We start from the raw sequence: 13,791 nt of genomic DNA on the forward strand, positions 1-13,791 counted from the left end.
CGACAAATCTTCAGGGGGTTGGGGCCTCTTTCATGATCGAGCAGACCATGCCGGCCACGCGCGCACTCAGCCTCCAACGCATGATCGTCCGGATGTCGAGTGCCCTGCTGGCCTGCGAGCGGCTCGCGCTGATGGGCCTGATGTACCTGCTCACCGGACTGATCCTGGTGAATGTCGTCACCCGCTACTCGCATTTCCCGATCTACTGGATCGATGAATCCGCCGTCTATTGCGTGGTCTGGCTGACCTTCATCGGGGCATCCGCGATGACGCGGCTGCGGCTCGATTTTGCGGTGACGATGCTGACGGAGCGATTGTCCGCTCAGCACCAGAAATTTGCAAAAGTGATCTCGACCGGCCTCGTCGTGGTGTTCGGCGTCGCCCTGATCGTCACCTGCGTGCTCTGGATGGACCCGGTCGGCCTCGCCCGCGCCGGCTTCGACGGGCGCAAGCTTGCCGCCGAGACCTTCAACTTCCTCTACACCGAGCGCACGCAGACGCTGAATTGGCCGACCTGGGTGCTCTATCTGACGCTGCCGATCTTCGCGGTGTCGATGACCGTTCATGGTCTCGCCAACTTGCTTGAAGATCTCGAGCTGGTCCCGCGCACGCCGCCGAAGGGCTTCCAGCTCTCCGAGCTCGACGGGGTCAATTGATGATCACGTCAGCAGCCTTCATGGCCTTCATGCTGGTCGGCGTGCCGATCGGCCTCTGCCTCTGCCTCGCCGGCCTCGTCTACATCGCCGCCTCGGGCAACCCGGTGCTGTTCCAATCCTATCCGCTGCAGCTGTTCGGCGGCGTCGACAGCTACGGCCTGATCGCGATCCCGCTCTTCATCCTGATCGGCGAGATCATGAATGGCGGCGGCATCACGCGGCGCATCGTCGACATGGCGATGGCCTTCGTCGGCTCGCTCAAGGGTGGGCTCGCCTACGTCAACATCCTCGCCAACATGTTCATCTCGTCCATCCTGGGATCGGCGACCGCGCAGGTCGCGATCATGGCGCAGATCATGGTCCCCGAGATGGAGAAGAAGGGCTACGACAAGACCTTCGCGGCCGGCCTGACCGCCTATGGCGGCATGCTCGGCCCGATCATCCCACCCTCGGTGATGTTCGTGGTCTACAGCGTGCTGGCGCAGGTCTCGGTCAGCGACATGCTGATCGCCGGCATCGTCCCGGGCGTCATCCTCACCGTGATGTTCTGCCTCGTCATCGCGCTGATGGGCTACATCTACAACTATCCGCGCGCGGACTACCAGACGCCGCGCCAGCGCGTGATGACCATCCTGCGGACCTCGCCGACGCTGCTGATCCCGATCGTCATCGTCGGCACTATTCTCGGCGGCCTCGCCAACGCCACGGAATCCGCGGCCGTCGGCGCCGTGGCCGCGGCCCTGGTCGGAAAGTTTTGGACCAAGGAGTTCAAGTTCTCGCAGCTGCCGCAGATGATGCTGCGCAGCGCGATCTACTCGGCGATCGTGCTGTTTCTGGTCGCAGCCGCCGCGGTGTTCTCCTGGGTGCTGATCTTCGGCAAGGTGCCGCAGGAGACCGCAGCCTGGATCCAGACCGTCGCCAAGGATCCGGTCAGCTTCATGCTGATCTGCAACGTCATCCTGCTGCTGATCGGCACGGTGATCGACGGCATTCCCGGCTTGATCATGACGGTGCCGATCCTGCTGCCGGTCGCAACCGAGATCTATCACATCGACCCCCGGCAATTCGGCGTCGTCGTGGTGATCAACCTCGTGCTCGGCCTTTTGTCGCCGCCGGTCGGGCTTTGCTTCTTCGTCGCGGCCGCCGTCACCGGCGCCAAGCCCGGCAGGATGTTCATGGTGACGCTGCCCTTCTTCGTCATCGCCTGCATCCTCCTGGTGCTGCTCTCGCTGTACCCATCGCTCTCGCTGATCCTCGTCAAATAGGCCCAAAGGAGTCCCACGATGCCGCTTTCACGCCGCCACTTTCTCGCCGCCAGTGCCGCCGCCTCGGTGTTCGCCCCGTCGCTGGCGCTCGCCCAGGCCAAGGAATTCCGTCTCGGCCTGATCACGCCGAACGGCCATTCCTGGAACAAGGCCGCGCTCAAATTCGGTGACGAGCTCAAGGCCGCCACCAACGGCCGCCTGACCTTGACCGTCTTCCACGCCGGCCAGCTCGGCAACGAGACCGCGATGATGCAGCAATTGCAGTCCGGCGCGCTCGACATGGGCTTCATCCAGGCCGCCGAGCTCGGCTCCCGCGTGCCGCACATCGCCGCGATCAACGCGCCCTACATCGTGCGCTCGACGCCGGCGGTGGCAAAGTTCGTGCGGCATCCGGCGGCGGTGAAGTTGTTCGAGGTGCTGCCGCAGGAGACCGGCACGATCGGGCTCGGCTGGGGCATCACCGGCATGCGCGCGGTGTTCTCCTCCAAGGACCTGAATTCGCTCGCCGACATCAAGGGCATGAAGCTGCGCATCAACCCGACGCCGGTCTATCGCGACTTCTATTCCTCGCTCGGCGCGGCGCCGACGCCGATCCCGACGCCGCAAGTGTTCGACGCCATGGCCAACGGCCAAGTCGATGGTCTCGAGGCCGATCTCGAATTCTCCTGGAACCAGCGTTTCGACAAGGTGTCGAAGGTGATCCTGCAGATGAACGCCGTCTTCATGCCGATGGCCGCGGTCGTCTCCGGCCGCGTCTGGCAATCGCTGCCCGCCGCCGACCGCGAGCTGATCACGAAAACGATCAAGGCGACGCTGGACGCGCAGATCGACGAGCTCGCCGGCAACGAGCCCACGCTGATCGAGAATTTCAAGAAAGCACCGATCCCGATCCGCCAGGTCGACGCCAAGGACACCGAGGCCGTCATCGCCGAGTTCGACAAGATCTGGCTGCCCAAGGCCCCCGTCCTCGCCGAGCTGCGCAAGGTCGGCGCGACGCTCTGATCCCGTTCCCCATCCCTTTCACAAAAGCCGGCGGCTCCAGCCCCCCGCCGGCACATACCCCTGGAGTTAAACCATGAGCCGCCGCGTTGCCTGGGAAGGCGTCTTCCCGGCCGTCACCACCCAATTCCACGACGATCTCTCGCTCGACATCGACGCGACCGCCAAGGTCATGGACGGATTGATCCGCGACGGCGTCTCCGGCCTGATCGTCTGCGGCTCGGTCGGCGAGAACACCTCGCTCGAGCGCAAGGAGAAGGTCGCGATCATGGAAGCGGCGAAGTCGGTCGCGAAGGGCCGCGTGCCCGTGCTGTGCGGCATCGCCGAATTCACCACCGCGTTTGCGGTGGAGACCGCGAAGGAAGCCGCACGCGTCGGCATCGACGGCGTCATGGTGATGCCGGCGCTGGTCTATTCCTCCAAGCCGCACGAGACCGCCGCGCATTTCCGCGCCGTTGCCTCCGCGACTGACCTTCCCGTGATGCTCTACAACAACCCGCCGATCTACAAGAACGACGTTACGCCCGATATCCTGGCCTCGCTCGCCGACGTCGAGACCGTGGTCTGCTTCAAGGATTCCTCCGGCGACACGCGACGCTTCATCGACACCCGCAACATGGTCGGCGACCGCTTCGTGCTGTTCGCAGGTCTCGACGACGTCATCGTCGAGAGCGTCGCCATGGGCGCTGTGGGCTGGGTCTCCGGCATGTCCAACGCCTTCCCGCGCGAGGGCGAGACCCTGTTCCGCCTCGCCAAGGCCGGGCGCTTCGCCGAGGCGATGCCGCTCTACGAATGGTTCATGCCGCTGCTGCACCTCGATGCCCGCCCGGACCTCGTCCAGTGCATCAAGCTGTGCGAGCACATCATGGGCCGCGGCACCGCCCTGACCCGCCCGCCGCGCCTGGCACTGCTGCCGCAGGAAAAGGCCGAGGTCGAGGCCCTGATGGCCAAGGCGCTGAAGAACCGCCCGCGCCTGCCGGATGTCGGGCTGAAGGCGGCTTGAAAACTCTCTCGGTCGTCATTGCGAGGAGCCCTTGCGACGAAGCAATCCAGACCGCCTCAGCGGAAAGACTCTGGATTGCTTCGCTTCGCTCGCAATGACGGAGAACTAGGAGTCAGCCCGCTTCTTCTTCGCGTTCAGCGCGGAGGCCACGCGGCTCACGGGCGGCTTGCCGAGCACGCCGCTCATCGCGTTCGTCGCCGCCAGCAGCTTCTCCATATCGACACCCGTCCTGACGCCCATACCCTCCAGCATGTAGACGACGTCCTCGGTCGCGACGTTCCCCGTCGCGCCCGGCGCATAGGGACAGCCGCCGAGCCCGCCGGCAGCGGCGTCGATGACGCGGACGCCCTCCTCCAGGCCCGCATAGAGGTTGGCGAGCGCCTGGCCGTAAGTGTCGTGGAAATGCATCGCGAGCCTGGCTGCGGGAATGTGGGCCGCAACCGCGCGCAGCATCTCCTTGGCCCTGGCTGGCGTGCCGACACCGATTGTGTCGCCGAGCGAGATCTCGTAGCAGCCGAGCTCGAACAGCGTGCGCGCGAGATCGGCGACCGCCTTCGGCTTGATCTCGCCATCGAACGGACAGCCCAGCACGCAGGAGATATAGCCGCGCACCTTGACGCCATCCTCCCTGGCGCGCGCCAGCACCGGCTTGAAGCGCTCGATGGACTCCGCAATCGTGCAGTTGATGTTCGCCCGGGAAAACCCCTCGGAGGCCGCCGCGAACACGGAGACCACTTTCGCGCCCGCGGCACGCGCGGCGTCATAGCCTTTCTCGTTCGGCACCAGCACGTGGAATTCGGCGCCCTTCACATGCGCGACGCCGCGCAGCACGGCATCCGAGCTTGCCATCTGCGGGATAGCCTTGGGCGAGACGAAGGCGCCGACCTCCACGGTATCCAGCCCGGCCGCCACGAGCGCCTCGATGAAGGCGATGCGCGCCTCGACGCTGACGGACGTCTTCTCGTTCTGAAGGCCGTCGCGCGGCCCCATTTCGATGATGCGGACCGGATCGCTCATCTCATTCCCCTGCAGGTTCGACCATAGCGAGCTCGACGCCCTCCTGCACGATGTCGCCGACCTTGCACTTGATAGATTTCAGCACGCCGGCATAGGGCGCGCGCAGCGTCTGCTCCATCTTCATCACTTCCAGCGTGAGGATCGGCGCGCCCTTCTCCAGCTCGGCCCCCTCCTCGGCCAGCACGGCAACCACCGTGCCCGGCAAGGGTGCTGCGATCTTGTCCTCGCCGACATGCTCCTCGCTCTCGCCTCCGAACGGATCCACCCAATGCAGGTCGAAGCGGCCGTTGCGCGTGCGCAGGTACAGCTCATGGCCATCGATGACCGCTGCCACCGACGATTTGACGCCGTCGAGCGTCAGATCGAAGCCCCCATCCTTCGCTGCGATCGTGAACGCCAGCTCGCGGTCGCCGATCACCAGCGTCGACGGTCCGCTGCCATAGTTCAGCGCGATCTTCTGCTCCGGACCATGGCCGACACGGAAGGCAAAGCTGCGCTGGCGGCGACCGACCGGCTGCCAGCCGAAGGTCTGCCACGGCGAACTCGCCTCCGCATGCGCGGTCTGCCGCTCCTCGTTGACGATGGCGGCAACTGCGGCGCAGAGCTCGAGCTCTCCGGGCGCCGGCGCCGCGGCGGTCAGCACCGCCAGCTCGCGCTCGATGAAGCCGGTGTCGATCGCATTCGCCCGCACCTTCGGATGCGTCATCAGCGCCGACAGGAACGGGATGTTGGTGACGATGCCGCGGACGTCGGACTCCTCCAGCCCGCGGTTCAGCCGCTCGATCGCGACGTCCCGCGTCGGCGCCCACGCGATCACCTTGGCGAGCATGGCGTCATAATACGGCGAGACCGTATCGCCCTCGCGATAGCCAGCGTCGATGCGCAAGCCCCCGGTCTCCGCCGGCAACCGCCAGGTCGAGATCCTGCCGACCGACGGCATGAAGTTCTTGGTCGGGTTCTCGGCGTAGACGCGCGCCTCGACGGCATGGCCGTTGAGCCTGATCTCATCCTGCTTGAGCGGCAGCGCCTCGCCGAAGGCAACGCGCAGCTGCCACTCGACTAGGTCGATGCCGGTGATCAGCTCGGTGACGGGATGCTCGACCTGCAGGCGCGTATTCATCTCGATGAAGAACACGTCCTTGCCGTCGGAGACGAACTCGATGGTGCCGGCACCGACATAGTTCACCGCGCCCGCCGCTTTTCGCGCGGCGGCGCAGACGGTTTCGCGCTGCGCAGCATTGAGCGTCGGTGATGGCGCCTCCTCGATCACCTTCTGATGCCGGCGCTGGAGCGTGCATTCGCGCTCGAACAGCGAGAGCAGATTGCCATGGCTGTCGCCGATGATCTGCACCTCGATATGCCGGGGATTGTCGACGTACTTCTCGATCAACATGCGGTCGTCGCCGAAGGCGGCCTTGGCCTCGCGCTTGGCGCTGACGATCGCCGGCGCCAACTCATCGGCGGACCGCACGATGCGCATGCCGCGCCCGCCGCCACCGGCGGAGGCCTTCACCAGCACGGGAAAGCCGATCTTGTCCGCCGCCTTGGCGAGCGTCGCCTCGTCCTGAGCCTCGCCGTGATAGCCTGATACCAGCGGCACGCCGGCCTTCTCCATCAGCTCTTTCGAGCCGGATTTCGAGCCCATTGCCGTCATCATCCCGGCGGTCGGCCCGACGAAGACGAGGCCGGCGTCATAACAAGCCTGCGCGAACTCGGCATTCTCGGAGAGGAAGCCGTAGCCGGGATGCACGGCCTCCGCTCCGGTCTTGCGCGCGGCCTCGATCAAGCGCTCGATATTGAGATAGCTGTCGCGGGCGCGGGCGGGCCCGAGCAATACGGCCTCATCGGCGAGCGCGACATGCATCGCCTCGCGATCGGCCTCGGAATAGATCGCGACCGTGCGCAGGCCCATCGCACGGGCGGTGCGGATGACGCGGCAGGCGATCTCGCCGCGGTTGGCGACCAGGAGCGTGCGGAAACGCCGGTAGAGTTTTGAGCGGTCCATCACATCACATCCTGAACAGGCCGAATTTCGTCGGCTCGAGCGGCGCATTCGATGCCGCCGAGAGGCCAAGGCCGAGCACGAGACGCGTGTCGGCCGGATCGATCACGCCGTCGTCCCACAGCCGCGCGGTCGCGTAGTACGGGTGGCCCTGGCTCTCATATTGCGCGCGAATGGGCTCGCGGAACTTGTCTTCCTCTTCCCTGGACCAGCTGTCGCCCTTGGCTTCGATATTGTCGCGCCGGACCTGGCTCAGCACCATCGAGGCCTGCTCGCCGCCCATCACCGAGATGCGCGCGTTCGGCCACATCCAGAGGAAACGCGGCGAGTAGGCGCGGCCGCACATGCCATAATTGCCGGCGCCGTAGGAGCCGCCGATCACGACGGTGAATTTCGGCACCGACGCCGTCGCAACCGCCGTGACGAGCTTGGCGCCGTCGCGCGCGATGCCGCCCGCCTCGTACTTCTTGCCGACCATGAAGCCGGTGATGTTCTGCAGGAATACCAGGGGAATGCCGCGCTGACAGCACAGCTCGATGAAATGCGCACCCTTCAGCGAACTCTCGCTGAAGAGAATGCCGTTGTTGGCGATGATGCCGACCGGATAGCCCCAGATATGGGCGAATCCGCACACCAGCGTCGTGCCATAGAGTTTCTTGAACTCGTCGAACTCCGAGCCGTCGACGATGCGCGCGATTATATCGCGCACGTCGAACGGCTTGCGGCCGTCGACCGGCACCACGCCGTAGATTTCCTCCGCCGCGAACAGCGGATCGCGCGGCTTATGCATGTTCAGGTTCGGCCGCGCGGAAGGCTTGAGCGTGCCGACGATACGCCGGGCGATGCCGATCGCATGCGCATCGTTCTGGGCGTAGTGATCGGTCACGCCGGATTGCCGCGAATGCACGTCGGCGCCGCCGAGCTCCTCCGCACTGACGACCTCACCGGTCGCGGCCTTCACCAGTGGCGGGCCGCCGAGGAAGATGGTGCCCTGGTTGCGCACGATGATGCTCTCGTCCGACATCGCCGGCACATAGGCACCGCCGGCGGTGCAGGAGCCCATCACGATCGCGATCTGCGGAATGCCCTGCGACGACATCTGCGCCTGATTGTAGAAGATGCGGCCGAAGTGCCGCTCGTCCGGAAAGATCTCGTCCTGCAGCGGCAGAAAGGCGCCGCCGGAATCCACCATGTAGACGCAGGGCAGATTGTTCTGCCGCGCAATGTCCTGCGCGCGCAGATGCTTCTTCACCGTCATCGGGTAGTAGGTGCCGCCCTTGATGGTGGCATCGTTGGCGACGATCACGCATTCGCGGCCCGAGATGCGCCCAACGCCAGTGACGACGCTGGCCGAATGCACGTCACCGCCATAGAGGCCATAGGCTGCGAGCGGCGATAGCTCCAGGAACGAGGTGCCGGGATCGACCAGGAGGTCGACGCGCTCGCGTGCCAGCATCTTGCCGCGCGCGGTGTGGCGCTTGCGCGAAGCCTCGCCGCCGCCGCCGGCGACCTCGCTGAGTTTCTCACGCAAGTCCGCGACGAGGCCGCGCATGGCCTCGGAATTGCGTGCAAAATCTGATGACGACGGATCGATGCTGGAATGAAGCGGCATGGTGATTCCAATGGGGTGAAGGACTTAAGCCGTCTCGGCCATCAGCTCGCGGCCGATCAGCATGCGGCGCACCTCCGAGGTGCCCGCGCCGATCTCGTAGAGCTTTGCATCGCGCCACAGGCGCCCGACCGGGAATTCGGAGGTATAGCCGACCCCGCCCAGCGCCTGGATTGCTTCGCCCGCCATCCACGTTGCCTTCTCCGCGGAATAGAGGATCGCAGCAGCCGCGTCCTTGCGCAGGGTGCGCGCGTGGTCGGCGCGGTCGCAGGCGCGGCCCACCGCATAGACATAGGCGCGCGTGGCCTGCCAGGTCGCATACATGTCGGCGAGCTTGCCCTGCATCAGCTGGAAGTCGCCGATCGGCTGGCCGAACTGCTTGCGCTCGTGCATGTAGGGCACCACCGCATCCATGCAGGCCGCCATGATGCCGAGCGGGCCACCCGAGAGCACCGCGCGCTCGTAATCGAGGCCGGACATCAGCACTTTGACGCCCTCGCCCACCTTGCCCATCACATTCTCCTCCGGCACCTCACAATCGTCGAAGAACAGCGGATAGGTGTTGGACCCGCGCATGCCGAGCTTGTCCAGATGCTGGCCGTGTGTGAAGCCCTTAAAACCCTTCTCGACCAGGAACGCGGTCATGCCGCGCGGCCCGGCCTCCGGATCGGTCTTGGCATAGACCACCAGCACGTCGGCATCGCCGCCGTTTGTGATCCACATCTTGGAGCCGTTGAGCACGTAGCGGTCGCCGCGCTTGTCGGCGCGCAGCTTCATCGAGACCACGTCGGAGCCGGCGCCCGGCTCGGACATCGCGAGCGCACCGACATATTCGCCTGAGATCAGCTTCGGCAGATAACGCTGCCGCTGCGCGTCATTGCCGTTGCGGCGGATCTGGTTGACGCAAAGATTGGAATGGGCGCCGTAGGACAGGGCCACGGCCGCCGAACCGCGCGAGATTTCCTCCATGGCGACGATATGGGCGAGATAGCCCATATTGGAGCCGCCATATTGCTCCGGCGCGGTCATGCCGAGCAGGCCGAGGTCGCCGAAGCGCTTCCAGAGGTCTGCGGGGAAAAGATTAGCCTTTTCGATCTCGGCGGCACGCGGGGTGATCTCCGCCTCCACGAACGAACGAACGGTGTCGCGCAGCAGGCTGATGTCTTCGCCCAGATCGAAATCGATGCTCGGGATGTTCAAGGCGAGTCCTCCGTATTTTGGGCTCCGAAACTAGCCCGGTCCCGGCCCTCTTGCAGTCGAAAAGGTTGCATTTTCCGCCAAACTTGGCGAGGATTTCCGAAAGGAATTCCGATGCCTTTTCAAGCCGCCACCGCGATTCCGCGCCGCGCCGTCACGCCCGCCGCCTTCGTCCGCGGCGTGGTGGCCGCGTACGAGCATTACGGCCGCGATCCCGCCGAAGCCTTGAGCCGGGGTCAGGTCGCGCCGGAGCTTGTGAATTCTCCTGATGGGCGTGTGACCGCGGCCCAGTTCGAAGCGCTGGCGGGCCATGCCATGCGCGAGCTCGATGACGAGGCGCTTGGCTGGTTCTCGCGCCGGCTGCCATGGGGCACCTATGGCATGCTGTGCCGGGCCTCGATCACCGCACCGACGCTGGAGGTCGCGCTCAAGCGCTGGTGCCGGCATCACCGCTTGGTCACAGAGGATGTGCTGCTCGATCTCGAGGTTGGCGAAGAGACCGCCGTCGTGTCGATCCGTCAGCTCCGTGACCTCGGACCCTTCCGCGAGTTCTGCCTCGTCACGCTGTTCCGCTACGTGCTCGGCTTCTCATGCTGGGCTGTCGACTCCCAGATCGCGCTCCGCGCGGCTGAGTTTCCTTACTCAGAGCCCGGCCACGTCTCGGTCTATCCGACCATCTTTTGCCGGAGCGTCCGCTTCGACGCGGACCGCGCGGCCATCGTCTTCGACAAGCACTATCTGTCGCTACCGCTGACGCGCAGCGCGGCCGATCTCGACAACATGCTCAAGGGCGCGCTCCGGCTCACCGTGCTGCCGTACCGGCGCGACCGCCTGCTGGTCGAGCGCGTCCGCCGCGTGCTGCGCGAAGCGCGCGGACGGGTCCTCGGCGCCGAGGACGTCGCGCGCGAGCTCGCGCTATCAACCCGCACGATGCATCGCCGCCTGCGCGAGGAGTCCACCTCGCTGCGCGATCTCAAGGAGGAGGCGAAATTCGAGCTGGCCAAACAGGAGCTGATGCGCGGCCGCACGCCGATCAAGCGCATCGCCGAGATCGCCGGCTTCCGCAACGAGAAGAGCTTTTCGCGGGCCTTTCGGACCTGGACCGGCACCTCCCCGCGCGAGTTTCGGGGGCGGTATCGCTGAGGCGCTTTTCTGAGATTCAGACTTGATCGTGGAATATTCGGAGCCCTACCCCGCCGGCTCTGCCACCGCGACCTCCTGCAATGGCAGCGGCACGTCCTTGGCAACCCCGAGCACGGGGAAGCTGCGCACGTTCTTGACGTTAGGCATCGCGGCGAAATGCAGGAGCTGCTGCCGCATACTCTCGACACTCGGGGCCACGCATTTGAGCAGATAGTCGGTGTCGCCGGAAATCCGCCAGCATTGCTGGATGCGCGGGATTGCGGCGATCGAGCTCTCGAACGCCTCCAGCACCGGCTGGGCCTGGCTGCCGAGCTGGATCGAGACGAACGACACCACCTCGTAGCCGAGCAGCCGCTCGTCGATCACGGCGCGAACCGCCCGGATCACGCCGCGGCTGAACAGCGACTTCAGCCGCCGCAAGCAGTTCGGCGCGGACACGCCGACCCGCAGCGCCAGCTCGTTGTTGCGAACCCGCCCATCCTGCTGCAGCTCGGACAATATCTTCAGATCGACGCCGTCGAGCTGGTCACGCCCCCCCATACCCCACCTCGTCCTGGTCGTGTCATGCGGGGCAGCGAAGCACGGTGGGAAATGGCTGCCAAGGGCCGGACGGATCCCTGGCCGATCTTGTGGCGCTACCGCACGCGTCTTCGCGCAGTAGATGCAATTGCGAAACGTGTCGCCCGGAGCTATAGGAGCCGCAGCAATGCACGGTCTGCGGGATGCTTTGGAAACTTTACTTTGTGCTGTTCGGCGTTACGACCTTGGGGAGCGTCGGCCTTATCCTCGTCGATGGGCCGCACCCGATCTACCCGTTGGCAGACTACGTCATTCTGACGCTGACTATTGCTCAGCTTGTCGGCTTGTTTGGCTACGCATTCCAGCGGCCGATACTATCCGAGCGACTTTGGCAGTCGGCCTTTCCCTTGTTCACGCTCAACCTGATCGCAACGCTGGTGATTGCCAGCATACGGTTCGCAGCAGCTCGCCCCGAATACGGAGCGCCAGTCGCCGCCTTCGCCGTAATCTTAGTTGGACTTCCTTGGCATCTTCCCCTCTTGCTCGCCGATCGACGGTACGCATTCCGTTCCACGACGGTGATCTGGAAGGAGCTGGTCTGAAACCGATGCCAGGGTTTCCAGAGCGGCCGCCCGCCCCTCAATGCGTCCAGGGCTCGCCGCGGCGGAACGAGAAATTGTCGGCATAGGCGACCGGCCGTCGGATCGACTCCTTGGGCTCGATCACCTGATAGGCGATGCCCTTGCGCTCGCAATAGGCGATCGCCTCTTCCTTGCTGTGGAAGCGCAGCGTTATTTGCTGCTTCATGTCGGCCGACGAGGTCCAGCCCATCAGCGGCTCGACCGACCGCGGCTGCTCCGGCTCGTAATCGAGCTGCCATTCCCTGGTCTTGGACCGGCCGGATTGCATCGCGTTCTTGGCGGGCTTGAAAATGCGTGCGGTCATGACTGGTCCGGGCCTCTTGGTCTTTCCGTTCGATTTCGATGCGTCACGGTGGCAGTTGGTGGAAATCTCGGGGATAGTATAGAGAAGCCGGTTGGGAACTGATCCTGATTCCGGCCCCGGCAACCCTCGCCAACGGTATAGTCATTATGCTGCACCGTGACAATTGCGTACCCGCGTTTCATCCTGGGACCCCGTTTGGCGGCCCGGTTTCATCGATCTCCGTGCTTCTGTCCTCTCTGAAAGCTCCCGACGCATGGCCTTCCTGAACGTCAGCGCCACACTTCCCGACAAGGGTCGCGACCTCCGGCTCGACCTGTTTCGCGGTGTCGCAAACTGGGCGATCTTTCTCGACCATATCCCCGACAACGTCGTGAACTGGATCACGACCCGCAACTACGGCTTTTCCGACGCGGCCGACCTGTTCGTCTTCATCTCCGGCTACACCGCCTCCTTCGTCTATGCACGGATGATGCTGGACCGCGGCTTCATCGTCGGTGCCACCCGACTGACCAAGCGGGTCTGGCAGCTCTATGTCGCCCACATCATCCTGTTCGTGATCTACATCGCCTCGATCAGCTATCTCGCGCTGCGCTTCGGCGATTCCGAGATGATCAACGAGTTCAACGTCGCCGGCCTCGTCGACAACGCCACCGAGACGCTGCGCCAGGGCCTGTTCCTGCGCTTCAAGCCGCTCAACCTCGACGTGCTGCCGCTTTACATCGTGCTGATGGGCCTGTTTCCGCCGGTGCTGTGGTTCATGCTGCGCAAGCCCGATTTGACGATGATCCTGTCGATCGTGCTGTGGCTCGCCGCGCGCCATAACGGCTGGAACCTGACCGCCTATCCGGCCGGCCAGTGGTACTTCAACCCCTATTGCTGGCAGGTGCTGTTCGTGTTCGGCGCCTGGTGCTCCATGGGCGGCGCGCGGCGCTCGGCAGCGCTGATCAACTCGCCTGTTACGCTGTGGGTCTGCCTCGGTTATCTCCTGTTCGCGCTGGTCATGACCATGGCCGGCCGTTTCCCCACCTTCGGCGGCATGTTCCCGGAATGGCTGTTCTCGACCTTCAACCCCAATGACAAGACCAACCTCGCACCGTATCGCTTCCTCCACTTCGTGGTGATCGTGATCCTGGTGATCCGCTTCGTGCCGAAGGAGTGGCCGGGGCTGGAGTGGAAGGTGTTCGACCCCTTGATCGTCTGTGGCCAGCAGTCGCTCGCCGTGTTCTGCGTCGGCGTGTTCCTGTCCTTCGTCGGTCATTTCGAGCTGTCGATGAGCTCAGGGTCGCTGCTCGCGCAGATCTTCGTCAGCGTCGCCGGCATCGCGATCATGACGACGGTGGCTTATTACATCTCGTGGTCGAAGAAGCAGGACAAGCCGCTGAAGCCGCCGCCGGCCAAGCCGGCTGCGGAGGCGAAGGCGGCCTGAGAGAGGCGGC

General features: G+C 64.8%; 13 protein-coding genes. 7 read left to right on the forward strand and 6 right to left on the reverse strand.

Going from position 1 to position 13,791, the window contains the following annotated elements; translation table 11 throughout:
* Window positions 1–47: 47 nt before the first annotated feature.
* The 4 genes from I6F31_RS26595 to I6F31_RS26610 all read left to right on the forward strand — a co-directional run bounded on the left by I6F31_RS26595 (window position 48) and on the right by I6F31_RS26610 (window position 3,923).
* Entirely contained in the window at window positions 48–656 is a 609-nt protein-coding gene (locus tag I6F31_RS26595) for a TRAP transporter small permease (protein ID WP_225186385.1), read from the forward strand.
* Window positions 656–1,921: a TRAP transporter large permease gene (locus I6F31_RS26600; RefSeq protein ID WP_036027963.1), complete on the forward strand. Its 1,266-nt coding sequence runs from the start codon at window positions 656–658 to the stop codon at window positions 1,919–1,921. Before I6F31_RS26595 ends, I6F31_RS26600 begins: the two co-directional genes overlap by 1 nt.
* Before the next feature lie 18 nt (window positions 1,922–1,939).
* On the forward strand, window positions 1,940–2,923 hold the full coding sequence (locus I6F31_RS26605; protein WP_225125473.1) for a TRAP transporter substrate-binding protein: 984 nt from the start codon (window positions 1,940–1,942) through the stop codon (window positions 2,921–2,923).
* A 73-nt stretch (window positions 2,924–2,996) separates the two neighbouring features.
* Entirely contained in the window at window positions 2,997–3,923 is a 927-nt protein-coding gene (locus tag I6F31_RS26610; RefSeq protein ID WP_036027961.1) for a dihydrodipicolinate synthase family protein, read from the forward strand.
* 105 nt (window positions 3,924–4,028) lie between these two features.
* Here I6F31_RS26610 and I6F31_RS26615 read toward each other — a convergent pair whose 3' ends face one another.
* Genes I6F31_RS26615 through I6F31_RS26630 form a run of 4 tightly spaced genes read right to left on the reverse strand, consistent with a single transcriptional unit; the run spans window position 4,029 to window position 9,751 of the window.
* Entirely contained in the window at window positions 4,029–4,940 is a 912-nt protein-coding gene (locus tag I6F31_RS26615) for a hydroxymethylglutaryl-CoA lyase (protein ID WP_225186357.1), read from the reverse strand.
* A gap of 1 nt (window position 4,941) precedes the next feature.
* Complete coding sequence (locus I6F31_RS26620; protein ID WP_225186358.1) at window positions 4,942–6,945, reverse strand: acetyl/propionyl/methylcrotonyl-CoA carboxylase subunit alpha; 2,004 nt, start codon at window positions 6,943–6,945, stop codon at window positions 4,942–4,944.
* A 4-nt stretch (window positions 6,946–6,949) separates the two neighbouring features.
* Window positions 6,950–8,554, reverse strand: a complete 1,605-nt coding sequence (locus I6F31_RS26625) for a carboxyl transferase domain-containing protein (protein ID WP_225186359.1) — start codon at window positions 8,552–8,554, stop codon at window positions 6,950–6,952.
* Window positions 8,555–8,578: 24 nt separating this feature from the next.
* Window positions 8,579–9,751: an isovaleryl-CoA dehydrogenase gene (locus I6F31_RS26630; RefSeq protein WP_225186360.1), complete on the reverse strand. Its 1,173-nt coding sequence runs from the start codon at window positions 9,749–9,751 to the stop codon at window positions 8,579–8,581.
* Between the two features lie 111 nt (window positions 9,752–9,862).
* Between I6F31_RS26630 and I6F31_RS26635 the strand changes: the two genes are divergently transcribed.
* Window positions 9,863–10,891 carry an AraC family transcriptional regulator gene (locus I6F31_RS26635; protein ID WP_128261788.1) on the forward strand — a complete coding sequence of 343 codons (1,029 nt, stop codon included), beginning with the start codon at window positions 9,863–9,865 and terminating at the stop codon, window positions 10,889–10,891.
* A gap of 45 nt (window positions 10,892–10,936) precedes the next feature.
* Here I6F31_RS26635 and I6F31_RS26640 read toward each other — a convergent pair whose 3' ends face one another.
* Window positions 10,937–11,431, reverse strand: coding sequence for an Lrp/AsnC family transcriptional regulator (locus tag I6F31_RS26640; protein WP_225147915.1), 495 nt, complete (start codon window positions 11,429–11,431; stop codon window positions 10,937–10,939).
* A gap of 182 nt (window positions 11,432–11,613) precedes the next feature.
* Here I6F31_RS26640 and I6F31_RS26645 point away from each other — a divergent pair, with 182 nt between their 5' ends.
* Entirely contained in the window at window positions 11,614–12,012 is a 399-nt protein-coding gene (locus tag I6F31_RS26645; RefSeq protein ID WP_225147914.1) for a hypothetical protein, read from the forward strand.
* A gap of 37 nt (window positions 12,013–12,049) precedes the next feature.
* On the opposite strand, the gene I6F31_RS26650 is transcribed toward I6F31_RS26645, so the two are convergent.
* Window positions 12,050–12,355 (reverse strand): ETC complex I subunit, encoded by a 306-nt coding sequence (locus I6F31_RS26650; RefSeq protein WP_024337795.1) that lies wholly within the window; start codon window positions 12,353–12,355, stop codon window positions 12,050–12,052.
* Between the two features lie 253 nt (window positions 12,356–12,608).
* On the opposite strand from I6F31_RS26650, the gene I6F31_RS26655 reads away from it, so the two are divergent.
* The gene (locus tag I6F31_RS26655; RefSeq protein WP_225147913.1) at window positions 12,609–13,781 is read left to right on the forward strand and encodes an OpgC domain-containing protein; all 1,173 of its coding nucleotides are present in this window, start codon (window positions 12,609–12,611) and stop codon (window positions 13,779–13,781) included.
* Window positions 13,782–13,791: the final 10 nt, after the last annotated feature.

The sequence above is a fragment of the Bradyrhizobium sp. NBAIM01 genome, from assembly GCF_020194115.1.
Lineage (GTDB): Bacteria > Pseudomonadota > Alphaproteobacteria > Rhizobiales > Xanthobacteraceae > Bradyrhizobium > Bradyrhizobium yuanmingense.